22 protein-coding genes are annotated in these 24,800 nt (G+C 57.6%); 10 read left to right on the top strand and 12 right to left on the bottom strand.

Annotated elements, in window-relative coordinates:
* The first annotated feature begins 65 nt into the window (after positions 1–65).
* The 6 genes from KHO07_RS13770 to KHO07_RS13745 are packed head-to-tail and all read left to right on the top strand — an operon-like array spanning position 66 to position 5,383.
* Entirely contained in the window at positions 66–1,043 is a 978-nt protein-coding gene (locus KHO07_RS13770; protein WP_075944566.1) for a Nit6803 family nitrilase, read from the top strand.
* Positions 1,030–2,112: an MSMEG_0568 family radical SAM protein gene (locus tag KHO07_RS13765; RefSeq protein ID WP_085702088.1), complete on the top strand. Its 1,083-nt coding sequence runs from the start codon at positions 1,030–1,032 to the stop codon at positions 2,110–2,112. Before KHO07_RS13770 ends, KHO07_RS13765 begins: the two co-directional genes overlap by 14 nt.
* Before the next feature lie 14 nt (positions 2,113–2,126).
* Entirely contained in the window at positions 2,127–2,687 is a 561-nt protein-coding gene (locus tag KHO07_RS13760) for an MSMEG_0567/Sll0786 family nitrogen starvation N-acetyltransferase (protein ID WP_085702087.1), read from the top strand.
* Complete coding sequence (locus KHO07_RS13755; RefSeq protein WP_075944569.1) at positions 2,680–3,702, top strand: sll0787 family AIR synthase-like protein; 1,023 nt, start codon at positions 2,680–2,682, stop codon at positions 3,700–3,702. The genes KHO07_RS13760 and KHO07_RS13755 overlap by 8 nt, the downstream gene beginning before the upstream one ends.
* Position 3,703: 1 nt before the next feature.
* A complete protein-coding gene (locus KHO07_RS13750) occupies positions 3,704–4,039 on the top strand; it encodes an MSMEG_0570 family nitrogen starvation response protein (protein WP_075944570.1) in 336 nt (111 codons plus the stop codon).
* Between the two features lie 42 nt (positions 4,040–4,081).
* On the top strand, positions 4,082–5,383 hold the full coding sequence (locus tag KHO07_RS13745; protein ID WP_085702085.1) for an MSMEG_0569 family flavin-dependent oxidoreductase: 1,302 nt from the start codon (positions 4,082–4,084) through the stop codon (positions 5,381–5,383).
* A gap of 196 nt (positions 5,384–5,579) precedes the next feature.
* Here KHO07_RS13745 and KHO07_RS13740 read toward each other — a convergent pair whose 3' ends face one another.
* Complete coding sequence (locus tag KHO07_RS13740; protein WP_085702084.1) at positions 5,580–7,472, bottom strand: sigma 54-interacting transcriptional regulator; 1,893 nt, start codon at positions 7,470–7,472, stop codon at positions 5,580–5,582.
* A gap of 215 nt (positions 7,473–7,687) precedes the next feature.
* Between KHO07_RS13740 and cynS the strand changes: the two genes are divergently transcribed.
* The 3 genes from cynS to KHO07_RS13725 all read left to right on the top strand — a co-directional run bounded on the left by cynS (position 7,688) and on the right by KHO07_RS13725 (position 11,505).
* Positions 7,688–8,128, top strand: a complete 441-nt coding sequence (gene cynS, locus KHO07_RS13735; RefSeq protein WP_085702083.1) for a cyanase — start codon at positions 7,688–7,690, stop codon at positions 8,126–8,128.
* 47 nt (positions 8,129–8,175) lie between these two features.
* Positions 8,176–8,988, top strand: coding sequence for a formate/nitrite transporter family protein (locus KHO07_RS13730; protein ID WP_085702082.1), 813 nt, complete (start codon positions 8,176–8,178; stop codon positions 8,986–8,988).
* Positions 8,989–9,456: 468 nt separating this feature from the next.
* Entirely contained in the window at positions 9,457–11,505 is a 2,049-nt protein-coding gene (locus KHO07_RS13725) for a pyridoxamine 5'-phosphate oxidase family protein (protein ID WP_090321783.1), read from the top strand.
* Positions 11,506–11,916: 411 nt separating this feature from the next.
* Here the strand turns inward: KHO07_RS13725 and KHO07_RS13715 are convergent, their stop codons facing one another.
* A complete protein-coding gene (locus KHO07_RS13715) occupies positions 11,917–12,897 on the bottom strand; it encodes a site-specific integrase (protein ID WP_085702080.1) in 981 nt (326 codons plus the stop codon).
* Between the two features lie 145 nt (positions 12,898–13,042).
* Here KHO07_RS13715 and KHO07_RS13710 point away from each other — a divergent pair, with 145 nt between their 5' ends.
* Complete coding sequence (locus tag KHO07_RS13710; protein ID WP_348532546.1) at positions 13,043–13,489, top strand: DNA-binding protein; 447 nt, start codon at positions 13,043–13,045, stop codon at positions 13,487–13,489.
* Here the strand turns inward: KHO07_RS13710 and KHO07_RS13705 are convergent.
* From KHO07_RS13705 to KHO07_RS13660, 10 genes are all read right to left on the bottom strand, one after another.
* Positions 13,425–14,575, bottom strand: a protein-coding gene (locus KHO07_RS13705) for an IS3-like element ISPsy29 family transposase (RefSeq protein WP_094991499.1) whose coding sequence is annotated in 2 segments (ribosomal slippage) — positions 13,425–14,341 and positions 14,341–14,575 — 1,152 coding nt in all. Because the reading frame shifts where the segments join, the coding sequence is not laid out codon by codon here. The genes KHO07_RS13710 and KHO07_RS13705 overlap by 65 nt on opposite strands.
* 59 nt (positions 14,576–14,634) lie before the next feature.
* Positions 14,635–15,264 carry a hypothetical protein gene (locus tag KHO07_RS13700; protein ID WP_212627516.1) on the bottom strand — a complete coding sequence of 210 codons (630 nt, stop codon included), beginning with the start codon at positions 15,262–15,264 and terminating at the stop codon, positions 14,635–14,637.
* A complete protein-coding gene (locus KHO07_RS13695) occupies positions 15,261–17,021 on the bottom strand; it encodes a hypothetical protein (RefSeq protein ID WP_212627515.1) in 1,761 nt (586 codons plus the stop codon). The genes KHO07_RS13700 and KHO07_RS13695 overlap by 4 nt, the downstream gene beginning before the upstream one ends.
* A 476-nt stretch (positions 17,022–17,497) precedes the next feature.
* Positions 17,498–19,189: a hypothetical protein gene (locus tag KHO07_RS13690; protein WP_212627514.1), complete on the bottom strand. Its 1,692-nt coding sequence runs from the start codon at positions 19,187–19,189 to the stop codon at positions 17,498–17,500.
* A gap of 536 nt (positions 19,190–19,725) precedes the next feature.
* Positions 19,726–20,238, bottom strand: a complete 513-nt coding sequence (locus tag KHO07_RS13685; protein WP_244858291.1) for a cupin domain-containing protein — start codon at positions 20,236–20,238, stop codon at positions 19,726–19,728.
* A gap of 122 nt (positions 20,239–20,360) precedes the next feature.
* A complete protein-coding gene (locus KHO07_RS13680; protein ID WP_212627513.1) occupies positions 20,361–21,377 on the bottom strand; it encodes a succinylglutamate desuccinylase/aspartoacylase family protein in 1,017 nt (338 codons plus the stop codon).
* Positions 21,378–21,467: 90 nt separating this feature from the next.
* On the bottom strand, positions 21,468–22,466 hold the full coding sequence (locus KHO07_RS13675; protein ID WP_212627512.1) for a DMT family transporter: 999 nt from the start codon (positions 22,464–22,466) through the stop codon (positions 21,468–21,470).
* On the bottom strand, positions 22,466–23,164 hold the full coding sequence (locus KHO07_RS13670) for an ABC transporter permease subunit (protein WP_150733027.1): 699 nt from the start codon (positions 23,162–23,164) through the stop codon (positions 22,466–22,468). The genes KHO07_RS13675 and KHO07_RS13670 overlap by 1 nt, the downstream gene beginning before the upstream one ends.
* An 18-nt stretch (positions 23,165–23,182) precedes the next feature.
* Complete coding sequence (locus tag KHO07_RS13665) at positions 23,183–23,896, bottom strand: ABC transporter permease subunit (RefSeq protein WP_212627511.1); 714 nt, start codon at positions 23,894–23,896, stop codon at positions 23,183–23,185.
* A 110-nt stretch (positions 23,897–24,006) separates the two neighbouring features.
* Positions 24,007–24,789, bottom strand: a complete 783-nt coding sequence (locus KHO07_RS13660) for a transporter substrate-binding domain-containing protein (RefSeq protein ID WP_212627510.1) — start codon at positions 24,787–24,789, stop codon at positions 24,007–24,009.
* Positions 24,790–24,800 lie beyond the last annotated feature (11 nt).

Raw genomic sequence — 24,800 nt, 5'->3', positions numbered from 1 at the left:
GCGAGCTCGCTCGCCACAACAGCGACATCGATCTTGTGAACACACAACACTTCAGGACCCCCATCATGCCCATCATTCGCGCAGCAGCCGTTCAACTGAGCCCCGTGCTTTACAGCCGCGAAGGCACCGTGGACAAGGTCTGCCAACAGATCATCGCTTTGGGCCAGCAAGGCGTGCAGTTCGCCGTGTTCCCGGAGACGGTGGTGCCGTACTACCCGTATTTTTCCTTTGTGCAGCCGGCCTTCACCATGGGTGCCCAGCACCTGAAACTGCTCGATCAATCGGTCACTGTACCGTCCGCCGCCACCCTGGCCATTGGCGAGGCGTGCAAGCAGGCGGGGATGGTGGTGTCCATCGGCGTCAATGAGCGCGATGGCGGCACGATCTACAACGCCCAGCTGCTGTTCGACGCCGACGGCACGCTGATCCAGCATCGCCGCAAGATCACCCCGACCTACCACGAGCGCATGGTCTGGGGGCAGGGCGACGGCTCCGGCCTGCGCGCCGTCGACAGCGCCATCGGGCGCATCGGTTCGCTGGCGTGCTGGGAGCATTACAACCCGCTGGCGCGCTACGCCTTGATGGCCGACGGCGAGCAGATCCACGCGGCGATGTTTCCCGGCTCCCTGGTGGGCGACATCTTCGCCGAACAGATCGAAGTCACCATTCGCCATCACGCCCTGGAGTCCGGCTGTTTCGTAGTCAACGCCACTGCTTGGCTGGATGCCGATCAGCAAGGCCAGATCATGCAGGACACCGGTTGTGGCCTGGGCCCGATCTCCGGTGGTTGCTTCACTGCCATCGTTTCACCTGAGGGCAAGTTGCTCGGCGAGCCGCTGCGTGCCAACGAAGGCGTGGTGATTGCCGACCTCGACCTGGCGCTGATCGACAAGCGCAAACGCATGATGGATTCGGTCGGGCACTACAGTCGTCCGGAACTGCTCAGCCTGCTGATCGACCGCACGCCCACGGCCTATGTGCATGAGCGTGCTGCCCATTTGGCAACGGCTGCTACCGAGGAGCTCGATCATGCAAACAAATGAACTGCTGGCCGAGTTGCAGTGCCACGGCGTGCGCTGGCCAGCGGCGCAAAACGGCCTGTCCCGCCAGGGCGGCGCCGGGCCGTCGGACCACAAGGCGCTGACGTTCGGCAGCCGGACCATGATGGTGCCGATCCTCAACCAGGCCTCGCAGACCTCGCCTTACCAGGCGCAACCCAGTGCTGATGGCAGCCAGGCGTTGATCTTCCGTGAAGGCTTGCAGGTCGGTCAGGTACAGATGCCCGGAGTGCCGAACTTCTACGGCTTGAGCACCGCCGACGGCATTCCCTACTGGAAAATCGCCACGCTGCACAGCCGCGACGTGTTGGCGACCACGGTATTGCAGCACTGCATTCGCTTCAACGATCGCGGCAGCTCCTGCCAGTTCTGCGCTATCGGCCAGTCGCTGGCAGCGGGCAAGACCATCGCTCGCAAGCGTCCGCAGCAATTGGCGCAAGTGGCGAAGGCCGCGGTGGAGCTCGATGGCGTCAAGCACATGGTGATGACCACCGGCACGCCGCAAACCCCGGACCGCGGTGCGTCGATCCTGTGTGAATCCGCCGCAGCCGTGACAGCGGCAGTCGACCTGCCGATCCAGGCGCAGTGCGAGCCGCCGGACGATGATCGCTGGTTCCAGCGCCTGGCCGACAGTGGCGTGGTATCCCTAGGCATGCACCTGGAAGCGGTCACCGACGAAGTGCGCCAGCGGATCATGCCGGGCAAGGCCGAAGTACCGCTGAGTCGTTACTTCGAAGCCTTCAGCGCAGCGGTCGACGTGTTCGGTCGCGGCCAGGTCAGCACCTACATCCTCGCCGGCCTGGGTGACAGCGAAGCGGCCATCAGCGAGATGAGCGAGCGTTTGTGCGCCCTTGGCGTGTACCCGTTCGTGGTGCCGTTCGTGCCCATCGACGGCACACCGTTGGCCCATCACCCCAAACCCGACAGCGCCATGATGGCTCGCCTGTATCCGCAGATCGGCGCGAGCCTGCGCCGTCATGGTCTGCACTCCGATCAGATCAACGCCGGCTGCGCCAAATGTGGCGCGTGCTCGGCCCTGAAAAACTACGAATAAGCCGGAGAACTCCCATGGCCCATTCCGTCTTTGCTTTGGTCGACAGCACGTTCGAGCCGTTTCGCGCCGGTGAGTTGCTGGTCAAGCCCGCCCGTGAACACTGGGAGAAACAGGCGTATTTCGCCCTGCGCCGCTCGGTGTTTTCCGATGAGCAACAACTGTTGGTGCAGGACAAGGACAGCCATGACTTCCAGGCAATTGCCATCGTCGCCCTGGCCGGCAATTGCGGGATCGCCGATCAGGTGGTGGGCGCGGTGCGCATCTACCAGCCGGATCCGGGTCTGTGGTTTGGCGGACGCTTGTGCGTGGCGCCGGCGTATCGGCGGCACAGCATGATCGGCAAGGCGTTGGTCAACGAAGCGGTGTCACGGGCCAAGGACCTGGGCTGCGAGGTGTTCCGCGCCACGGTTCAGGCGCAGAACGAAGGCTATTTCCATGGTTTGCGCTGGCACAGCCTGGAACAACTGGAGTTGCTCGGCCAGCCTCATTGCCTGATGCAGGCGGATCTGGCGAGCTACCCGTTGATGCCGCGTCAGGTGTCGTTGCGGGCGCTGAAGGTGGCGCGCCATGAATGATCTCGCGATTTTGATCGACACCCTGCGCAGCACCCCCGCGATGCTGTCGAAACAGGCGATCCAGCAGCCGGCGGCGGTCATGGGCAGCACTAAACAAGCCCTGACCCGTGAACAGCTGTACGCCTTGCCCGGCGACGACACCGCGGCCATTGCCTGTGGCAATCACTTTCAACTGCTTGCCATCGAAGGCATGTTGCCGGCCTTCGTCGAGGCGGCGCCGTGGTTTGCGGGATGGTCGGCGGTCATGGCCAATGTCAGCGACATCACCGCCATGGGCGGCCGCGCGACGGCGGTGGTTAATGCCTATTGGCACCACGACAACGCGGCTGCGCAGCAGATTCTGGCGGGTATCTGTGCGGCGTGTGAGGCCTACGGCCTATTGCTCGCCGGAGGGCATACCAGCCTCACCCGCGGTAACCCGACGGCGCTGGCCGTGGCGATTACTGGCACAGCGCAACACCTGTTGTCGACCCTCCATGTCGCGCCAGGGCAGGTTATCGCCATGGCCGTGGATCTTGAAGGTGCCTGGCACGCTGACAGTACCTATTGGAAGGCATTCGAAGGCGTGCCCGCCGAACGCCTGCGCAGCAAGCTCGACGTGCTGCCGCGCCTGGCCGATGCCCGATTGCTACACGCCGCTAAGGACATCAGCAACGCCGGGGTTCTGGGCAGCCTGTTGATGCTGCTGGAAACCACCGGTTGCGGCGCGAGCGTCGATCTGGCGGCGCTGCCGTGCCCGCCGGATGCCGACCTTGTGCGCTGGCTGCAGGTGTTCCCCAGCTACGGCTTTCTGATGACCCTCGATGAAGGTGACTGGGACCAGGTCCAGACCGCTTTCGCCTTCGAAGGGCTGCGCTGTGAGCGCATTGGCGCGGTCGATGCCAGCGGCGTCATGACCGTCCGCCACGGCGAACAACGCGGCCTGTTCTGGAATCTGCGCGAGCAGGCCTTCACCGGTTTCAGCTATCCCCATCTGGACCTGACCCCTTTAAACCTCAAGCAACAGGAGCACTGACATGCCCGCCGTCAACTTCAAGATCCGCTGGCCCAATGGCCGCGAAGCCACCGGTTACTCGCCTTCAACGGTGATTTTCCAATACCTAGAAGAGGGCGCCAGTTACCCGCTGCCGGACTTTTTGCAGCGCATCGAAAGCGCGCTGAACAACGCCTCGGAACGGGTCAAGGAGGTCAAGGGGTTCTATTGCAGTTCGGCCATGGACACCTTGAGTTCGCTGAAGGGTCAGGCCAGTTATCTGGTTGAACCGGCCGACGTCGAGGGGCGGGTGAACGTGATCAGCATGCGCACCGAGGGCGCGGGGCAAGTGATCGGTGCGGGCTGGAGCTCGTTCTGATTTTTCTGAATTTTTATCGTCACCGATGACCGGAGCAACGTTATGACCAGCCACCTCACTTCCATCAAAACTCAACACCACAGCGTGATCGTCGTCGGCGGCGGGCAGGCCGGATTGTCTGCCAGCTACTACCTGCAACAGGAAGGGGTCGATCATCTGGTGCTGGAAAAGCACAGCGTCACCCACACATGGCGCAACCAGCGCTGGGATGCCTTCAGCCTGGTCACGCCGAACTGGCAGTGCGCCTTACCGGGTTACACCTACGTCGATGATTTCAAGGGCGCCGATCCTCACGGGTTCATGAAAAAAGACGAGATCAACGCGTACCTGGCGGGCTTCGTTAAAGCGGTGAATGCGCCGGTGCGCGAGGGCGTGACAGTACAGCGCGTGGTGCCGCGCGCCATCGGTGGTTTCGAGGTGCATACCTCCCAGGGCGAGTTTTCGGCCGATCAGGTGATTGTTGCTTCGGGTGGTTATCACACGCCAATCATTCCGCGCCTGGCCGAGCGTCTGCCTGCGGGCGTTCATCAGTTGCATTCGGAGCAGTACCGCAATCCCGCGGCCTTGCCTGCCGGGAATGTGCTGGTGGTCGGATCTGGACAATCGGGGGCGCAAATCGCCGAAGACCTTCACTTGGCCGGGCGCAAGGTCTTTCTGGCGGTCGGTGATGCACCGCGTTGCGCACGCTTCTACCGGGGCAAGGACGTGGTCGATTGGCTGGCGGAAATGGGCTACTACGAAATCGGGGTTGACACCCATCCGTTGCGCGAAGGCGTTCGCGATAACACCAACCACTACGTCACCGGGCGTGACGGCGGGCGCGACATCGACCTGCGCAAGTTTGCCGTGGAAGGCATGGAATTGCTCGGTCGACTAGAAGGCTTGCAGGGCACGCGGATGCAGTTCGCGCTTAACCTAGCGGAGAGCCTCGACAGCGCCGATGCGGTGTACAACCGCATCAACGGCTCGATCGACAACTACATCGAACAGCACGGCATCGAGGCGCCGGCCGGTGAGCGCTATGTTCCCAACTGGACGCCTGAGCAAGAACGCAGTGAAGTGGACCTTGTGGCGGCTGGCATCACCAGCATCATCTGGTGTATCGGCTTCAGCCCGGACTTCACCTGGGTCGAGGCACCGGTCTTCAATGGCCGTGGCCATCCGGGCCATCAGCGCGGCGTGACCGCGCAGCCGGGGTTGTACTTCCTTGGGTTGCCTTGGTTGTACACCTGGGGCTCGGGGCGGTTTTCCGGGGTGGCCAAGGATGCGCGTTACCTCGTGGACCAGATCAGCTCTGACCGGGCCGAGAGCTTGATTCAGGGAAAACGGGCAGCGGCGAGGTGATTGAGCAAAGGTTTTGAGCCATGCCTCAGACCCAATGGGAGCAAGCAGGCGCTGACGATGATTGAGCAAGTTGGTTGATTGCCAGTTCGCACCGACCTCCGGTAACTCGGTCATTCTGGCAGCCTGCGTCCCTGTGGGAGCGAGCCTGCTCGCGATGGTCTCATAGACGCTGCGGATAACCAGACGAAGCCCGTTATCACTCGCGGCGACCGGGTTTGTAATTCCGCGGATCAATGTTCCATTTGCGCAGGCGTGAGGCCAGGGTGGTCGGTTTGAGCCCCAGCAGTTGCGCAGCTCCGCCTTCGCCGGAGACTTTGCCTCCAGTGCGTTTGAGCATCGCCACGGTGTTCAGGCGAAGTTGCTGTTGCACAATCTCATCGCGCAGCGGTTCGCTGTCGTCCAGCGGTTCTACGGGTGTCTCAATCTGCTCGCGAGCGGCGGCCGGCAATAGCTCATCGAAGCGTAAGCGGCCATCCTGCGAGACGATGATCTGTCGCTCGATCACGTTTTCCAGCTCTCGAATATTGCCCGGCCACGGATAACGCTTGAGCACCTCGACCTGGGTCAACGGCAGACGCACTCCCGGTTTGTTAAAGGCCTGGCAGGCGCGCTCAAGAAAGTGGCCAGCCAACAGCGGTATGTCGCCCAGGCGTTCGCGCAAGGGCACCGAACGCACCGGAAACACGTTCAAGCGGAAGTACAAATCTTCACGAAATCCGCCAGCGGCGACCATCTCCCGCAGGTCGCGGTTGGTGGCGGCAATCACCCTCACATCCACCGCTCGGGTCAGGTTATCGCCCACCCGTTCGAACTGCTGGTCCTGCAGCACCCTTAGCAGTTTGCTTTGCAGCTCCAAGGGGATTTCGCCCACCTCATCGAGAAACAGCGTGCCGCCATCGGCCAGTTCAAAGCGTCCGACCCGATCATTGGTGGCCCCTGTGAAGGCGCCTTTGACGTGACCGAAAAACTCGCTTTCGAACAAGTCCCGAGGAATCGCCGCGCAGTTGACGCGAATTAACGGGCGGTCGCTGCGCCGGCTGCTTGCGTGGATCGCCCGAGCAATCAATTCCTTTCCGGTCCCGGATTCGCCAGTGACCAGCACGTTGGCGTCGGTTGGCGCCACCAGTTCGATCTGGCGGATCAGGTGCAGCACCGCAGGGCTGTCGCCAACGATCTCGTGGTGATTGCGCTCCGCCTTGATCTCTTCCTGCAGGTATTGGTTTTCCAGCTCCAGACGTTGCTTGAGTTGCTCCACTTCATTCAAGGCTTCGCGCAACCGCAGTTCGGCCCGCTGCCGCTCACGAATGTCGCGGAACAACACCACCGCCCCCACCAGGCGGCCCATCTCGAAAATCGGTGTGCTGGTGTACTCCACGGGTATGGCTTCGCCGTTCTTGTGCCAGAACACCTCGTTGTCGACACGGCGCACCTGGCCGTCGCTGAACGAGGTGTGAATGGAGCACTGCTGTACTTCAAACAGACTGCCATCACTGTGGCTGTGGTGAAACAACTGGTGGGCGTCATGGCCGACCATGTCCCCTGCGCTCCACCCGAGAATCCGTTCGGCGGCCGGGTTGATGAAGGTGGTTTGCCCAGCGGCGTCCAGCCCGTAGATGCCTTCACCTACGGCGCCGAGGATCAGGCGGTTCTGTCGCTCGATGCGTTCGAACACTTGAGTGATGCGCTCCCAGCCAACGTGGCCCAAGCGATGTTGGCGGCGGGCTTCGGAACGGTTGCGGCGGGTTTCCAGCTGATCGCGGTCTTGGATCATCAGCAGGATGCGCTGGCCATCCTCCAGTGCCCGGGCGTTGACTTCGACGGCGTGGTGTTTGCGGGTCAGGTCGAGCAGGCTGAGATCGTCGGACCAGGCTTCGCCCTGAGTTAGCACCTCGTCGGTGAAGCTGACCCACAGTGCGATGGCGCTGCCGAAGAAATGGCTGAAGCGGGTGAGGGAAGTAGCATTCTCTTCGCAGCCAAGCAGAGCGAGGCCGGCGGCATTGACCTGGACCAGAGCGTCCGATGCCGGGTCCACCACCAGCATGGCGAGCGGAGCGTAAGCAGCGGATATTTTGTCGATGGCGGTGGACATGGTCCGGGAGACCCTAACTGATACGGTACGTCGAATATACGGAAAATCGTAAATTAATTAACCAAGTTTCGTTATTTACGATAATTCGTTAGTTTCTTTTGAAACTATTCTGAGAATAAACCTCTAAAAATCAACGTGATAAGAATAATTTAGCAATTGGCACGACTCTCGCTATCTCTCCAGTATCGCTAAAACCCACAAGAGAGATCTTCAACATGAACAAAGTCGAAATGCATCACACCATCATGGCCGCCAAGGCTCGCAAGGAAATGACCTGGGACCACTTGAGCGAACTGGTCAGAAAGGCGCCGGTGTGGCTGGCCTCGGTGTGCTACGGCATGAACAGCGCCTCGCCGGATGTCGCCGCGCGTATTTGTGAGGTGCTGGAGTTGGGTGAAGACGTGGCCATAGCCATGACCGAGTTCCCGGTCAAGAGTTGGGAAAAGACCGTGCCCCAGGACCCGCTGATCTATCGCCTGTACGAGGTGGTGGGTGTCTACGGCCCGACGCTCAAGGACGTGATCCAGGAAAAATTTGGCGACGGCATCATGAGCGCCATCGACTTCTCCATGCATGTCGAAAAAATTGAAGACCCCAAGGGCGATCGCGTCCTGCTGACCCTCAATGGCAAGTTCCTGCCTTACCGGTCCTGGTGATCGAGCAGCCGTTCCGCTTTTGAAAAATCAGCTACGAGGAAAGCCCAATGTCCTATCTACTTCCATTCGAATTCGTCACCAAGATGCTCGATGCCGGCGAATCGAAAATTCACATGTCGACCCGCGACACCCTGATTCGCAGTTTCATGGCGGGGGCGATTCTGGCTCTGGCCGCAGTGTTTGCGGTCACCATCGCGGTGCAGAGCGGTTCCGCGCTGCTCGGTGCGGTGCTGTTCCCCGTGGGCTTCTCGATGCTGTACCTGATGGGTTTCGACCTGCTGACTGGGGTATTCATGCTCACGCCACTGGCGCTGCTGGACAAGCGTCCGGGCGTCACCGTGCGCGGTGTGTTGCGCAACTGGGGGCTGGTGTTTGTCGGTAACTTTGCCGGTGCGCTGACCGTGGCGTTCATGATGGCGTTCGTCTTTACCTACGGCTTCAATACCGGTCCGGGCGCGGTCGGGGAAAAGATCGCCAGCATCGGCGAGGCCCGCACCCTGGGTTATGCACACTATGGCGTGGGCGGCTGGATCACGATTTTCCTGCGCGGCATGCTGTGCAACTGGATGGTCTCCATGGGTGTGGTCGGCGCGATGATCTCGACCTCGGTGAGCGGTAAGGTGATCGCCATGTGGATGCCGATCATGCTGTTCTTCTTTATGGGGTTCGAGCACTCGGTGGTCAACATGTTCCTGTTTCCGTCGGCGATGATCATGGGTGGCGGGTTCTCGGTGATGGACTACCTGGTCTGGAATGAGATCCCGACCGTGCTGGGCAACCTGGTTGGTGGCCTGGCGTTCACCGGGTTGACGCTGTACAGCACCCACATCAAAACGGCGGCCAAGCGCGCTCTGGCGTGATATGAAAAGTCACGCCAAGGCGACAAACGCTCACCGCTGATTATTTTTACAAGGCGTGAGCGTATGGTTAGGCGGCAGTTGTGATTCATGAGCTTGAGTCGACAGGAACGCACCAGTGCGGGGTTCTCGAACTTTGCGAGCTAGGCGTCATCGTGGAAAACCTTGGAGGTGTCGTGAATCCAGACGAAGTCGATGCTGTCCACGTCCATGCACGTAAAGCGATCCTCGAACGACTTTTAGCTAACGCCTTCGGAGTAGTCATACGGGGTGCCTTCGCCAACTCGCTCTACAGGGATTCACAAACTCGCTATTGACGCCCCAGCATTTCATTTTCTGAAATGCTGGATTGCATTTTGTGCCCATTCCGCCACAGGCACTTCAGCGTCAACATGCGCCTGACTCAGTTCACCTCCACGTTTGAGGTGACGAAGCAGACAGACCGTTACGGCGGGCGCAAGGGGAAAGCGAATGGACGACACCTCAAAACCTCGATCTTCACCTTGGCATGAAGGTGAATTGACTTTACAGCGCGCCGTCGGTGCAGTGGACATGATGGTGGGTGTCGGTCAGCGGCAGATGTCGCGGACGTGGATGCCGGACCAGCATCGCGAGTTTTATTCGCAACTACCTTTTGTGGTGTTGGGCGCCGTGGATCGGCAAGGCGATGTGTGGGCCACCCTTCGCACCGGGCAACCGGGCTTCATGATCTCTCCCACACCGGAAGTTTTACAGATCAAGCTCGAACCACAGCCTAACGATCCTGCTCATGAAGGCATGCAGCCGGGCGATGCGATAGGTATGTTAGGCATTGAGTTGCACACTCGCCGCCGCAATCGTATGAATGGCAATGTACTGCGGGCGCTGGACGATCGTATCGAGATCGTCGTGACTCAAGCCTATGGTAACTGCCCACGCTACATTAATCTGCGTCAGTACGAGTTCGTCGAAGAGACGGCAGACATCGCTCAAGAGCTGACCGTGACCGATCCACTGATACGCCGCATGGTCACATCGGCGGATTCGTTTTATGTAGCGACCTACGTCGTGCGTGATGGTCAGAACCAAGTCGATGCCTCTCATCGCGGCGGCAAGGCTGGTTTTGTACGAATGGAAGAAGACGGCTCGCTCACTATCCCGGACTTTTCCGGCAACCTTTTTTTCAACACCCTGGGCAACATCTTGCTCAACCCCCGTGCCGGGCTGACGTTTATCAATTTCGAGAACGGTGACCTGCTACAAATGACCGGCACCGCTGAAGTACTGCTAGACGACCCGGAAATCGCCGCGTTCCAAGGCGCCGAGCGGCTCTGGCGTTTCACGCCGCAGCGCATCGTTCACCGTCAGGCTGCGCTGGCATTGCGCTGGGCCGACCAGGCCGAAGGCGAATCACTCAACTCGACAATGACAGGAAGTTGGGAGCAGGCTGCGGAGCGATTGGAGGCCGAAGCCCTTCGTACTCACTGGCGTCCGCTGCGGGTGGCGCGCATCGTCGATGAAAGCCGCAGTATTCGTTCGTTCTATTTTGAGTCGTGCGATGGCGTTGGTTTGCCCAGATTCGAGCCGGGCCAACACATGCCTGTGCGGCTGTTGCTGGATGGGCAACCGCCGACGATTCGTACCTACACCGTGTCCAGTGCACCCTCGGATCAATTTTTGCGCATCAGCGTCAAGCGTGATGGCGTGGTGTCTTCACATCTGCACGATCGGATTCAGGTCGGTGACTTGATCGAAGCGCGGGCACCCCAGGGGCATTTCACGGTTCAACCCTCGGAGCGGCGTCCTCTTGTGCTTCTGGGGGCGGGCGTTGGCATTACGCCGATGTTGTCGATGCTGCGGGAAGTAGTCTACGAAGGAAAACGCATTAACCGCATGCGCCCGACCTGGGTGTTACAAAGCAGTCGCTCGGTGGACGACCTGGCCTTTCGCGAGGAATTCGAAGAGTTAGTGGCGAGGGCAGGGGACAAGGTCAAAGTCCTGCGGGTGGTCAGCCAGCCGCCGACCGAGGGCGGTGGCGAGAGTTATGACCTGGCCGGCAGGATCGATGTCGAACTGCTCAAGACCCTGCTGCCGCTCAACGACTACGACTTTTACCTGTGCGGGCCGGGGAGTTTCACCCAGGCGTTGTATGACGGCCTGCGCAAAATGCGCATCCCAGATGACCGCATTCATGCCGAGACATTCGGACCGTCCACGCTAGTGCGTGACGCCGAAGTCAGCGTTCCCGCCGCACTGCAGGTGCCTATCGCCAGTGAGCCTGTGAAGGTGCTGTTCGCCACTTCCGGCAAGGAAGCGCGCTGGGAGCCAGGCACCGGGACTCTACTGGAACTGGCGGAAGCCCGCGGCCTTAACCCTGAGTTCAGCTGCCGTGGCGGCTCCTGCGGCACCTGTACTACCAAGATGACCAGTGGGCAGGTCCACTACCTCAACACCCCGGAACAAGGCTTGGCGGCGGATGAAGTACTGATCTGCTGCGCCGTGCCGGCCGCAGGCAGTGAGACCCTAGTACTGGACATCTGATTCTCACAGCAGACCGAGTTCTCCTGTAGGAGCGAGCTTGCGAGCGATGGGTGTCTACGATAACGCAGGGCAACTGCCTCTATAGTGCTGGATGAGGCAGAACTCTCGACGACGCAGTTCCCCTGACACTGTATGCGGCCTTTACGAACAACCGTCGGGCCTGGGTTGCTGGCACAAGACTATGGTTGCGTCGCGCGCGCTTTAAGGATGCGCTTAAAAGGATAAAGACTTCAGTCAGAGCGGTACTAGTCGACAACCATCACGATTCGGCAACCTCCATCGGCCCACTAGTCAGCCGCGCCCAAGTTGACCGCGCACAACATTTCATTCGATGGCGCGCAACCACGCGAACCGAGTCCATCCGCTCCATCAACGGTGAAACAAATTTACTCGCGACACTTCATCCGGCCCTTAGGGATTTTCAGCCACTGTCAACGCTTGCACTTGGGAAATAGCTGATGAAGTGAGTGGCCGACTTGTCGCCAACTCCCCAAAGGAATCTGCCGTGTCGATGTAGCGCATGGCTGACTTCATGTCCTTCCAGCCGACGTACGTCATCATCGCTTTGATATCCCAGCCATTGGCCGCTGCCCAGGTGGCGAAGCCGCGACGTAATGAGTGACTGGTGTAAAGATCGCCAGACACCCCCGCGCGATTAAAAATTCGCCGCAGCAGTGGAATCAGGCTGTTAGCGTTAAAGCCGTCTTCAGCTAGATGCCCCCAACGATCGAGCTTTCTGAAGACTGGGCCATGTGCAATGCCGGCGATGGTGATCCAGTTCACATAGGCTTGCACCGGACAAAGCTTCTTCAAGGCAGGTGTACGGAACGTCGTGCCGCGGTGCTGGCGATCGCCCTTGCTGTGCGGTAGGTAGAAGGTAATGCCCACCCCTGCCTGCGCTTGGGTGTTCTCAATCTGCAAGCGCGACAACTCATCCCCGCGAAAACCACGCCAGAACCCGATCAGCACCAAGGCCATGTCACGCCGGCTGCGCAGCAGGGTGGTCAGATCCTGGCGGGCAGCTGCTTTCTCCGCGTCCTGCTCCAGCCACTGAACAGCTTGTTCCAGGTGCTGCAGGAGCAGGGGAGTCGCTTGTTTCTCCTGAGCGGGATGCAACGCGCGGATGCCCTTGATCATCTGCCGCACGGTAGGTGTTTTGGTGGGGTCGGGGAATCCCTGCGTGATGTGCCATTGGGCGAGGGCGGCCAGGCGCTGCTTCAGCGTGCTGATGGTGTGCTTGTCCGCGTACTCGGCGAGGTAGCGCACGATGCCATCGCCCGTCGTGGGGAGGAAGCCACCCCAAGTCACTTCGAAATGTTCCACCGCTGCACGATAGCTGCGCCGGGTATTTTCCCGGGTGCCGGCCTGCAGGTAGCGATCCGCCATGTTCATATCGTTCCTACGCCAAACGTACCTTTTCCCACGCTGGAAAAAACGAAAACCAGCTCTATGATGCGATAACGCTCGATTATATCTTGCCAGTTGTCGGCAACTTTCCAGCAAAGTTTGGCTTTTTTGTATTATGTAATTGCATGACATGTGGCATGACACGAAATCATCTGGAGGGTGTATGGCGCGAGGCGGCGTTAACCTAGCGGTGGTACAAAAGGCCCGGAACAGTCTGCTAATGCGTGGTGTTTATCCCAGCATTGATGCAGTCCGGGTGGAGATTGGAAATACGGGTTCAAAGACTACGATCGCTCGGTATCTAAAGCAGCTGGAATCACCAGGATCAGAAGCGAACCCTCGTGAACGTATGAGCGGCGCGCTGCGCGGGGTCGTCGAAAGCTTGTTGGATCAAGTCCAGGAGGAGGGCAGCCAGGCCTTTCTTGAGGCACGAGCAGAGTTCGAGCACGAGCGTAAGCTATTGGTCTCCCGAGCCGAGGCACTTGAGAGCGAACTGAATCGCCCCGGATTCTCTAGACACCTTGCAAGCTCATTGCGTAACGTTTTTCAAACTCTACCGGTGACAGCTGATTGTTGAAACCATGGCGGCGTTTTGGGTTGTAGAACATCTCGATGTAATCGAACACATCACTACGAGCATCTTGCCGTGAGGTGTAGATTTTCCGCTTGATTCGTTCCCGTTTCAGAAGCTGGAAAAAGCTCTCAGCCACGGCGTTGTCATGACAATTGCCTCGGCGGCTCATGCTGGCAACCAAATTGTTTGCCTTCAAAAAACTGCGCCAATCGGAGCTGCTGTACTGGCTGCCCTGGTCGGAGTGAACCATCACCTCTTGTTTCGGTTTTCGCCTCCAAACCGCCATCAATAACGCATCAATGGCCAAATCACTGGTCATCTGCGACTTCATTGACCAGCCAACGACCTGACGAGAAAACAGATCCAGCACCACCGCCAAATACAGCCAGCCTTCATACGTACGAATGTAAGTGATGTCGGTGACCCAAACTTTGTTGGGTTCTACGACATCGAACTGGCGCTTCAGTAAATTGGGTGAGGCGACCGCTGGCTTACCGCCGTATTTGCCAGGACGGCGTCGATACCCTGTCTGAGAGCGCAGACCTTCAAGACGCATCAGCCTCGCCACACGATGCCGACCACAATCCTCACCGACTTCGCGCAGATCGTCATGGACTTTGCGATAGCCATAAACGCCACCGCTCTCCAGCCAGGAATGCTTGATCAAACCCAGCAGTCGCTGGTCGTCTTTGGCGCGTACAGATTGCGGCTCAGACAGCCAGGCGTAATAACCGCTGGGATGGACTTTCAGCGTCAGGCAAAGCCGTCGAATCGAATAGTCGCCCGCTCGCTGCTTGATAAAGGCGTACTTCAACCGCACTCCTTGGCAAAGTACGCGGCGGCCTTTTTTAAGATGTCTCGCTCTTCGGTGACCCGCTTGAGTTCGGCTCGCAGACGACGCAGTTCAGCGTGCTGATCATCGTCTTGCTGCCGTTCTGCCTGAGGTTTGCTGTAGCGCTTTATCCAGGCATAGAGGCTATGCGTCGACACGCCAAGACGCGCCGCCACATCAGCGACAGGCAACTTCTTCTCGGTCACTTGATTGACCGCTTGGATTTTGAATTCTTCGGGATAACGTGGGTTGCTCATGGCACCTCCTGATTGGCCTTAGTTTAAGGCATGGAGGTGTCTACGAAACCCGGGGCGATTCACAGCGTGGCGAGCCGCTGAGAGGCGTCCAGGTTATCCGCCTCCGCGAGTCCTTCAATCAACGCAGTGAAATGGCGAACAGAGACATCAGGCTCATCGAGCATCGCGATTGACTTCTGAAACCGAGACTGAAGAGTCTTGCTCACGTGCTGGTGCTGGAGCAATCCGTCAGCGAGCAAGCCCGCCATGTAATCGCCATTCCACTCCTGAAAGGAAATTCGCTCATCGGTAAGCCTGCTGATCAAACCTGTCAGGTTGTCCCTCACAGCCTCTTTCACACTACCGCCGAAGCACAGGCAAATGACGATCTTCAGTGACTCGTACTGCGCAGAGATCCGCTTGGGGATATAGACGTCAATGATGTCGTTGATCGAGGTTCGGACTCCCTGGGGTACCGCATCCCACTCGGCCCGGGTCAAATCTCCCTGCTTGATTGTAAAGAGGTAAAGCTTCTGCTCGCCGTCCACCTCCGGGCTGATAGCGGCAACGTCTACCCCAAATTGGCGTGGCCCCGTCGATGGACGCGAGATCACGTTGAAGCCGAGCTCGCTTAAGAGATCAGGCAAAACTACGTCCAGCTCATTGCGTTCGCGGAGCGAGGCGAGGTACTCACGGAAGACGAGTTTCATTGCGATCGCGTCTCGTACAAAAAGTTGAGGATCTGGAGCTCCAGCGTGGAGGGTTCTAGAACCGAATGCCGCGCTAACTGGAAGGAGTGTTGAATAGTGGCGAGCGACTGCTCCATGCGGCGCATAGGCCCCGGTTCACCTTCGGCCACACCCTGCGGTGGTGGGAATTCCGGTATCCAGCTGGCCATGCCAGTGCCATAGAGCAGTATTTTCTCACTGCCCAGGCTCGCTATGAATGAAGATTTGCGGGCCTCTACCATTTGACTTTGCATTTCTTCATTACGTCGATGATGCTCCAGTTGACGCTCACGCTCCGACGGCTGCAGCTCGCGGATGTGTGCGTTGCCGAGGCCGTCCAGGTACATCTGTAGCTCCAGCAATGCTTGCTCGACTGCCCGCGAAGCGGGATCGGTGGCATCGGCCGCTATCTTGTCTAGATAATCTGATCGCAAACCTGAATAGTTGATCAGAACAGGATCGAACAGAAGGGACTGCAACGCCGCCATGGTTGCATCCTCGGCATTACGCATCAGGCTGACTATCAGGGATGCCATGTAAACGGGCTTTGAGAAAAAGACTCCAAGTGCTTTGCGTGCGATGTACAAGTAATCGCTATCCGGCACATCCAACGTTAGGCGGAAATCGAACGTGAATATTCGCCCCTCACAGGCTGCAAATAGGCCTCGCCTGAGCGCCGTGGAGAGGCGCACTGACCCTGACTGAAGCCAAGACACCACCCACTCATCCAAGACTGTATTGTCGCCGCTCTCGAGTTGACGTAGCACAGAGCTGAAACGTGTGAATGGGACGCCGGGCTCATCAAGGATGAACTTTTCGATCACCTGGCGAACCACCAACACCTCACCGTTCCTGATGAGACCAGCCAAGACGACATCCAACAGCTGTACGATTTCATCCTCTGGTTGACCTGACGCTACAAGCGCAAGTAGATCGCGACGGACTTGGGCGGTGTATGGATTTGAGTTGCCCAGCAGCTCACGGGCGATCGTCTGTTTCGCCGTCAGAGTGACAGGGCTGGCAGCTTGCGTGATCAGTTCGTACGTTGAGTGATGAAGTTCCGACGGGGCATCCTTGTGCCATGCAAGTGCCAAGGTGAGCAGGGCGTCCCGCACTGTTGATTCGGTCTCACGCTCGACCACAGCGAGGAGGGTATCAACCAAACCAGCATCCGAGCTTCGTACCTCAGCAGATAAATTGCAGAGAGCTCTGGCAGCTTGGGCACGCTGAGGGGCATCTCCATTGTGGAGAAGCTCTAGCGCCTGGCCCAAGTAGAACTCAGCATCGGATTTCAGTCCGGCACTGATGCATGCCTGGACGCAATGAAATCGCTGAGTAAGCGGGGCGCCCGATTTGATAAGGTGCAGCAACTCAACGAGGCGCTCTTGCGAAGCCTGGCACCAGTTCACTATCACCGCGTAGGAGGAATGGCTGAGCATGGGGTCATCGTAAGGGATTGCTCCAGCTATTAGCTCAAGCAAATCCGCACAGCTCGTAGCGAGGGAGCTCAATGCCGGCAGAAGAATTTCAGTCCCGAGATACCATTCATTGCCCGTAGACCTAGACGGTTCTAGCAGGGGCAGCAAAGCGCGAAGATCGATCTCCTTTGCGTTATGAGCATCGATCAAGGACTGAGAAAAAGGCGCGGTGTCATACCGCCAGCTGTCCTTGAAAATCAGATCAATCAGGCCGCCGTTTGCCGCGGCCCCAATGATGTCCTCTCGCGATGGGGTGGTCATCTCAACTCCTTCCAAGCAATCCATTGCTCAGGCATAGCCGAGCTCGGTCGTGATCCAGATGATACGGTCTTGGCAAGAAAGAGGCGAGTGGCCGGCATATGGGTCAATTTGAATTACTATAGATAACCCGCTTTGACAGCAGGCGCTGCGCGAGACTTCATGCGCACGCTACACATGTGAAGCTTAGGATGGGCCGCCAAGCCACATTTACAGCGGTTCGCTGTTCGAGCCCGTGCATAGTCCAGTCAACCTGGATACTGCTTGTCGCCAAAGCCACGCAAAGACTCTGTCGGGCTAGGTCGCCTTACAATTATATTGTAATTTGATCTGTCCTTGTTTGCCGACAAGAGCAGGGCAGCACGGCTCGATTATTTACTGAATAACGATGCTGCTAACGACTTTTCCGCTTCACATTAATTCGAACATCGCAGCGCCGTGCTCCGTCGTTCAAAGCTTAAGAGATCGTGATTGCCGCTTTAGTTTATGTATTTGTGAAAGTTTGAGAATGGGTTGTTGCGCATGTACCCCGCTCGCACAAGAGTGACAAAGCAAGAATTGCACCATCCTATTATCCGCCCCACGCGTGCTACTTGAGTAGCTTTGTCGGGGACTCCTCGATAAAACGGACGCCAGGTCTGATTGATCCTGAATTTCGGACCCCCATATAAGCCGTTATCCCTAAGCGCGCGTCCTTGCACCACCCATTCAGATGGAGGGTTTAGACAGAATACGTAAAACTGCTCCACCTCATGTTCCGAGAGATCAGCCGCATTTTTTTTCAGAATCAACAGAGCCCAAAGCGTCAGCTTCTCGAAAGCCATGAGCTTTAATCGGCTGGAGTCTAGCCCCGCCAATACATCAAAAAAAGATACGGCATCCCTACAGACGTCAACATCCAAAGCCTTATTGAGTTCAACCAGTATATTGACCCTAATTAAAGTACTCAGAGGCGTAAAGCTCCGAGAGGACATGCTGAAAAGAGGGGCTGGTGTCACCGGGAAGCTGGGGAGATTTTCCTTGGCGACTAAAAATATTTCTTGAAATGCTCGATGAGTCTGCTGCTTGTCACTAACTCGCTTCCTGAAGCGCGCGGATGCTTCTATTTTAACTATTTGCTCAGCTTTAGTTTTTCTCTTGCAGACCACGCAAATCGAGAATAACGATTTGAGTATCTGAGTCGGTGGATAGCTATCAGGGCTTAGATCCGGTAGTTCACAAGTGAAATTCACTAGAGCCCTACGCGTAAACATTGCATGCGGCTCTGTGGACTGTGGATACTTAGAAAGCCCTAGATACTGCCTCCAACGAAAGAAGAATTTCATATAACTGATAGGTAATTCCCGCTCTAACATTCCGGTGCTTGTGGCAAGTTTAAACGAGCCACCTCCAGCAGCAGTCAGTAAAAAACACCTCATACCAAATTCATCGCAATATTTTGCCAACTCACCGTGACTAATGCGCAGATAAAACGAAGTTGCAAATAAAAACAGACCCCGTTCACTAGCAGCCCTACCTGGCCGATATTGCTCAAGTCTCTTAATGTACTCCAAAGCGATTTTTTCTGCATTTTGACAGCAGCACTGTCTGACTGTGTTTTTTTTAGCTGGAGGAGGGCGCATGACAAGACCGACGACTCCGGAGCCAAACCTCAGAAATTTATTCAAAGTAAAACGCACACGCTCATAATCCACTACTGAAGTGGAACATGGACGCCACATTGGATTTGACCTCGACACACCTCGTTCGGCTACAAACCGCTTGGCTCCCCTTGTACCTAGCCAATCTCCAGGTGGTGCTATTAAAAAATCAATGAATTCTGCAACATCTACAACGGTAAGGATGCGAAGAGAGATCTGCTTTACAGAAAAACACCACAGAAGCAGTCGTTCAATTACGTATAGTTCTGCCCTCGTATCAACGCGCTTTGACTTGGTTTCCTGATAATAATCCAACAGGAGCTTATAGCCTTCTTGAGCATGCAGCGTTGAGGGAAGCGATCTTAGATAGTCCTGTATCAACCAGCTCTCGGTTGCGGAACTCTCAGAGCCAACTGCCGATGGTAGCCCCAGGTTCGTCAGCAAAGGGTGAAATGAAACGTCCATCTGAGCCCACCAGTGGAAATGATCATTCACTGGAATGTACGTAATGTCGCGAGGTGCGGCAATCATAACGTCGAGTTCTTGATCGAGGCCAAACTTTCTTCCGATTAAGTCTCGGCAAGACGCGAAGGTGCGCATGTATCGCAGCTACAAACTCGTCGGATTTTAAGATGAAAATCAACTAGCTGTGCAAGTTGAACGAGGCTGACTTTTCGTTCTTCCGATTAATTATCAAAGCATGCTGAGGTGACGAGGCAGGTTTGCATTTTTCTTTAGCACATCATCGGTTTGTTTCGAAGATCAGGAAAATCAGTGGGTTAGGTAAAACTGGGTTCCGTTTATTCGTTGCACGCTGGAGATGAGAATCCTCAGAAATATGCTTAGGTAAGCAGCGCAACTGCGCGACCTGAAAGGCTTTCCGCGAAACCAGCGGTGGTTTCCGATTAACTGGTAACACCCACATCTGGTTTTCGGGGGCTGGTGACAGCATAGGAAGTTCCGCCCAAACACATCGTTTAACATAATATACATTATGCGTAACAAAGTATTACAGCATCAGGCTCGTTGCACGCAGATTTCAAGGCTCCAATCGTCCCCCTGAAACTTCATCGGTCTGTCAGACTTTCAATCAATCCCAAATGCTCTGGGAACTGCTCGCTCAGTTTTCGTCGGCTCCCCATTTCCATATCCGCAAAATCAAACCCTGGCGAAACTGCTTCACTGATCAAGCCGAATCCCGAAGAACCCGCCATCAGCCGTGATGCTTTCCAGATACCGCCCGGTACGTGTAACTGCAAACTTTGCCCAGCGATTACGTCGCTGCCCATCACCATCGTTTTCAATCTGCCGTCTGGAAAAATCAGCGTGTATTCGATTGCATCACCCAAATGGTAGTAATGCACGATGTCTGACTTGTTCAGGTGGAAATGACCTATGGGTGAATCCTGGGTCAGCAAGTAATAGATAGACGTCATGCGGTATCGCGGGCCGCCCGTAGTGCTCAGCATGGATTGAGCGTCGGACTGAAACGTTCGGCGGTAATAGCCGCCTTCCTGATGTCGAACCAGATCGAGTGCGGCGATTAATTGCTTGGTAGCGTCTGGTATCGTCCTGCTCACGTACTTTTCCTTTGTCAGGATTTTGCTGCATTTAATAGATGTTAGCCGACGTTTGGCGATTAACTCGACTAAACAGGCATTTAGCGTAGTTATCGGGAATTGGACCTCAACTTTCAAACCAGTCAGTTCGGGTCCAGCAACCCTCCGCTCCAATTACGTGACACCTGGTTGCCGGTGAACTTCGCCACCACCACGCCCTGCGAGATCAATCGATCGCGATAACGGGTGACCATGCGCCCGGTTTGTTCGGCCACCAGCACCACTTCTGAGGTCGGATCCCCCGGGCGGCGCAGGATCCGTGCGAACCGCTGGCCTCGTTCCACGATGTCACCCAGCTCTTTTTCAAAGATCAGCACACCTGGTTGTGGCGCGAGGATGGTCTCCATTTGCGCCATGTCCTTGACCTCGACGGGCCACTCGGGCCGTGTGGTTGCGCCGTCGATAACGCCGAAACCGCAGAGCCAGGCGTACAGGCCTTGTGCATCTTGCGTGGCGTACCGGTCGCTAACGTCGCCCTGCCCTCGCAATTCCAGGGTCGCGGCCAGTCGGCCCTGTGTGGTGCCTTCGCGCAACCACGGCGCAATGATGGTTTCCTCAAAGGAGCCATCGCCACCTTCGTCCCAGATGATCGCCAGTTCCATCTTCATTGCCGCCGCCAGTTCATGGCCTTGGGGCCAGAAGCTTCGGTGTACATAAATATAAGGAAGTGCTTCGTCATCGGTGTGCAGGTCGAGCATGACATCTGCCGGTGCGGCCAGTTGCACCAGTTTCTTCTGCCATTCATGGACATTGGTGGACGGTTGCTCCATCGCTGCAGACTGGTCAAAGCCTCGATTGAAGTTATGACCGGTGGCATCGTGAAAGCGTCCCAGAATCCGTCCTTGGCGAAACTGACCGATGCCCAACGGGTTGGCCTGTGGCACCACGGTCACGCTGCCGTTGAGTCGGCCCTCGGCCTCCGCTACCGCAAGCTGCTGCATCAATAAATGCAGGACCAGCATCCCGGCAATTTCATCGGCATGCACTCCGGCCTGTAGATGCACCTTCGGCCCGTCGCAGGCGCCTTGGAAACGCCAGGCGCCCACTTGCACCGTATCGCCATTGTTGTTGCGAATGTTGAACGAAATATCCTGCGCCATGCCATTGTCCTTCCTACGTGAACGTCATTAACCGAAGCGCCGATGTGGAGGAAGGTTTCGCGCCCCGACACGCGCCTGGCAGCAATCGGTCTATCGGCGATGCTCGACGGACTCTGGATCGAGTGGTGCGTCAACCCCTTCAGTCTGGCCATCGGGCTCCACATCTGCCGCTGCTGGATAAAGCGGCTGCGACACGGAGCATTCAGCACCGACGACGTCCTGTGCGGGATGCCGGCCGAAAATCATCGCCAGGGTGCCACTGACCGCGATCAAACCGGCGCCGATCATCAGCGACACATCCATCAGCGTGCCCCAGATCATGCTCGACAGCAGGAATGCCCAGATCAGTCCGGTGTACTCAAACGGCGCCAGCACCGTCGCAGTGGCGCGCTGGAAACTGGCGAACAACAGGAACTGGCCGATGCCACCCAACAGCCCTGCCCCCAGCATGCCCAGCCATGCCGGCGTCGGCGCCGGCGTATGGGTCCAGGGCAAAGCCAGCGCCATGCAGATGACGAACACCACATTGGTGATCAGCATCTGCTCCAGCACCGAGGTCTGGTCATCCACCTGGCGCAGCTGGATATAAGTGAACGCCCAGCACATCGCCGCCAGCAACGTCAGGACAATCGGCACCGGATTGGCCAGGTTGTTCGGGCGGCAAGCAATCACCACGCCGACAAAACCGATGATCAGGGTGAACCACTGCCAACCGGTGACGCGCTCCTTGAGAATCGCCGTCGCCAGCACCGTGACCATGATCGGCGCCGAAAAATACAGCGTGGTCATCTCTGCGAGCGTGAGATCACGTGCCGCCGTGTAGTACAGCAACCACGCGGCAATCGACAGCAACCCGCGCACCACCAGCAAGCGTCGGCTGGACGAACGCCACGCTCGGCGCACCAGTGACAAGCGCCCTATCAACAAACACGCAATCGCCACCACCAGCGCACGCCAGAACAAAATGGTGACCACCGAATAGTCGGCCACCAGCCACTTGATTCCGGCGTCCTGCAACGACAGGAATGCGTAGCCCAGTGTGCACAGGCCAATGCCCTGTAGCGAGCGGTCAACCAACGGTTTATTCATCATGCAGACCTGCGTACCGGCGTGCCCCGGCGTTCTACAAAGGCAAACAAGGCTTCGATGAGGAACGTCAGGCAGACGTAGACCCCGGCCACCAACAGCAACGGCTCGTACACTTGCAGGGTTTGCGCGCGAACGACGTTGGCCGCGCCCAGCAAGTCGATCACCGCGATGGTCGAGGCCAACGCCGTGGACTTGAGCAACATCACGGTTTCCCCGGCCAGGGTCGGCAACAGTAAACGCAGTGCCCGGGGCAACCGCACGCGCAACAGTGACTGGCGAGCGGTCATGCCAAACGCGGAGGCGGCTTCCATCTCGCCTTTGGGTACCGCCAACAGGCCGCCGCGAATCACTTCGCCGACATAGGCACCCACTGACACCACCAGGGCAAACACGATGTACCAATAACCATCACGCAGGTACGGCCAGAGGAAACTGCCGCGAATCAGCGGGAACTGCGCAAACAGGCTGCCGAGGCCGTAGTAGAAAATGTAAATCTGAATCAGCAACGGCGTTCCGCGGGTCACGCTGGTATAGAACAGGCTGACCTTGGCGATGAGCTTGTTTTTCGAGATCCGTGCCAACGCCACCAGTACGGCCAGGACAAAACCGAAGACACTGGAAATCAGCAGGATGGCGATGGTGGTTTGCAGCCCCCTGATCAACAGCGATGCGTATTCAATGGTCCACGCTGGAATCATTTCATTTACTCAGCCGGTTTAGTCAGCAAGGGGCATCCAGCGACGAATGCGTCGCTCAAGCCGTCCCGACAGGTAGTTGGACACCAGCGTCACCGCGTAATACAACGCCGCGGCCGTGAGGTAGAACAACAGATAGTGACGCGTCGAACCCGCCGCTTGTTTGGCGGTGTACAGCAATTCATTGGTGCCGACCACGCTGATCAGCGCGCTGTCCTTGATCAGGTTGATCCACAGGTTGGCCATCCCCGCCATCGCGTAGGGCGCCATGATCGGCAGCGTGACACGACGGAACAGGCCGAAACCGTGCAACCCGAAAGCCTTGGCCGCTTCGATCTGGCCATAGGGAATCGCCTGGATTGCCGCGCGGAAAATTTCCGAGGCGTAGGCGCCCTGCACCAGGCCCAGCACCACGATCGCTGCCAGCGGACCGCTGACATTGACCACGTCGTAACCGAGCGAAGTCATCAGCGAATTGAGCAGCATGGAACCGACGTAATACAGCAGCAGGATCAGCAACAACTCCGGCACCGCACGGAACAACGTGGTGTAACCGCGAGCCAGTGCGGCAATGGGTTTGGGCGCTCCCAGCTTGAGGCAGGCCACCACCAAGCCGATCGCCAGCCCGAGCACGAAGGCACCGGCCGAAATCTGCAGGGTCATCCAGAGCCCCTTGAGCAGCGCCCCGCCCCATCCTTGCTCGCTGAAATTGATCAAATCAAACATGGCTGGCATTCGAATCTCCGGTTGGCAAACGCGATCCCTTGCAGGAACTGGCTTGCCAGCGATGGCGGTGTGTCAGGCACACCGCGTTGTGGCGATCGCCAGCAAGCCGGTTCCTACGGTCAGAACGTCGGTTTTACGCTGGTTCCGAAGTAGCTCTGGGAGAGGTTGTCATAGTCCTTGCTCGCCAGCAGTTCCTGGATTGCCTTGTCGAGTCTGGCCTTGAGTTCGGTGTCGTCCTTGCGCATGCCGGCGCCCACGCCTTTGCCGAAAATCGGGTCGTATGGCACCGCGCCGAGATAGGCCAGGTCTTTGGCATCCGGGGTTTTGACGAAAGCGGCCATGGCTGTGCCGTCGGCCATCATCAAGTCGATACGGCCGGCAATCAGGTCAGCATTGACCGAGTCCTGGGTATCGTAGTACTTAACGTCAGCAATTTTTTCGTAGTAGGTCTTCAGGTAACTCGCACTCACCGTCGAGTTCTGCACGCCGATGGTCCTGCCCTTGAGGTCATCCGGATACTTCTTGACGGAGGCGTCTTTAGGCCCCACCACCGCGACCACCGAGTCGTAATAAGCCTTGCTGAACGCGATCTGTTTTTCCCGCTCTTCAGTCACTGACATTGACGAGAAAATCACGTCGATCTTCTTCGCCAGCAACGACGGAATGATCCCGTCCCACGCCACCTCCTTGATCTCGCACTCGGCTTTCATTTCGCTGCACAGCTTGTGAATCAGGTCGACTTCAAAGCCCTTCCACTCACCGTTGGCTTGTTTCTCGGTGTACGGCGGATAGGGTTCGGCCGCGACCGCGAAGCGAATGGGCTGTGCCTGTGCCGCGCTCATGCCGGCCAGCAGTACGCAGGCGGCGCCGGTCAACCAGTGTGCAAAACGTCGATTTCCCATGGTGTTTTCCC

It is taken from the genome of Pseudomonas sp. PP3 (assembly GCF_905336995.1).
Classification (GTDB): domain Bacteria; phylum Pseudomonadota; class Gammaproteobacteria; order Pseudomonadales; family Pseudomonadaceae; genus Aquipseudomonas; species Aquipseudomonas reinekei.
The sequence above is the reverse complement of the archived record's forward strand: the minus strand, read 5'-3'. Positions and strand labels throughout refer to the sequence as shown.

Bases quoted from the DNA above. Each gene is read 5' to 3' on its own strand.
- KHO07_RS13770 (WP_075944566.1), top strand. From the start codon at position 66: ATGCCCATCATTCGCGCAGCAGCCGTTCAACTGAGCCCCGTGCTTTAC.
- KHO07_RS13765 (WP_085702088.1), top strand. From the start codon at position 1,030: ATGCAAACAAATGAACTGCTGGCCGAGTTGCAGTGCCACGGCGTGCGC.
- KHO07_RS13760 (WP_085702087.1), top strand. From the start codon at position 2,127: ATGGCCCATTCCGTCTTTGCTTTGGTCGACAGCACGTTCGAGCCGTTT.
- KHO07_RS13755 (WP_075944569.1), top strand. From the start codon at position 2,680: ATGAATGATCTCGCGATTTTGATCGACACCCTGCGCAGCACCCCCGCG.
- KHO07_RS13750 (WP_075944570.1), top strand. From the start codon at position 3,704: ATGCCCGCCGTCAACTTCAAGATCCGCTGGCCCAATGGCCGCGAAGCC.
- KHO07_RS13745 (WP_085702085.1), top strand. From the start codon at position 4,082: ATGACCAGCCACCTCACTTCCATCAAAACTCAACACCACAGCGTGATC.
- KHO07_RS13740 (WP_085702084.1), bottom strand. From the start codon at position 7,472: ATGTCCACCGCCATCGACAAAATATCCGCTGCTTACGCTCCGCTCGCC.
- cynS (WP_085702083.1), top strand. From the start codon at position 7,688: ATGAACAAAGTCGAAATGCATCACACCATCATGGCCGCCAAGGCTCGC.
- KHO07_RS13730 (WP_085702082.1), top strand. From the start codon at position 8,176: ATGTCCTATCTACTTCCATTCGAATTCGTCACCAAGATGCTCGATGCC.
- KHO07_RS13725 (WP_090321783.1), top strand. From the start codon at position 9,457: ATGGACGACACCTCAAAACCTCGATCTTCACCTTGGCATGAAGGTGAA.
- KHO07_RS13715 (WP_085702080.1), bottom strand. From the start codon at position 12,897: ATGAACATGGCGGATCGCTACCTGCAGGCCGGCACCCGGGAAAATACC.
- KHO07_RS13710 (WP_348532546.1), top strand. From the start codon at position 13,043: ATGTGGCATGACACGAAATCATCTGGAGGGTGTATGGCGCGAGGCGGC.
- KHO07_RS13700 (WP_212627516.1), bottom strand. From the start codon at position 15,264: ATGAAACTCGTCTTCCGTGAGTACCTCGCCTCGCTCCGCGAACGCAAT.
- KHO07_RS13695 (WP_212627515.1), bottom strand. From the start codon at position 17,021: ATGACCACCCCATCGCGAGAGGACATCATTGGGGCCGCGGCAAACGGC.
- KHO07_RS13690 (WP_212627514.1), bottom strand. From the start codon at position 19,189: ATGATTGCCGCACCTCGCGACATTACGTACATTCCAGTGAATGATCAT.
- KHO07_RS13680 (WP_212627513.1), bottom strand. From the start codon at position 21,377: ATGGCGCAGGATATTTCGTTCAACATTCGCAACAACAATGGCGATACG.
- KHO07_RS13675 (WP_212627512.1), bottom strand. From the start codon at position 22,466: ATGAATAAACCGTTGGTTGACCGCTCGCTACAGGGCATTGGCCTGTGC.
- KHO07_RS13670 (WP_150733027.1), bottom strand. From the start codon at position 23,164: ATGATTCCAGCGTGGACCATTGAATACGCATCGCTGTTGATCAGGGGG.
- KHO07_RS13665 (WP_212627511.1), bottom strand. From the start codon at position 23,896: ATGCCAGCCATGTTTGATTTGATCAATTTCAGCGAGCAAGGATGGGGC.
- KHO07_RS13660 (WP_212627510.1), bottom strand. From the start codon at position 24,789: ATGGGAAATCGACGTTTTGCACACTGGTTGACCGGCGCCGCCTGCGTA.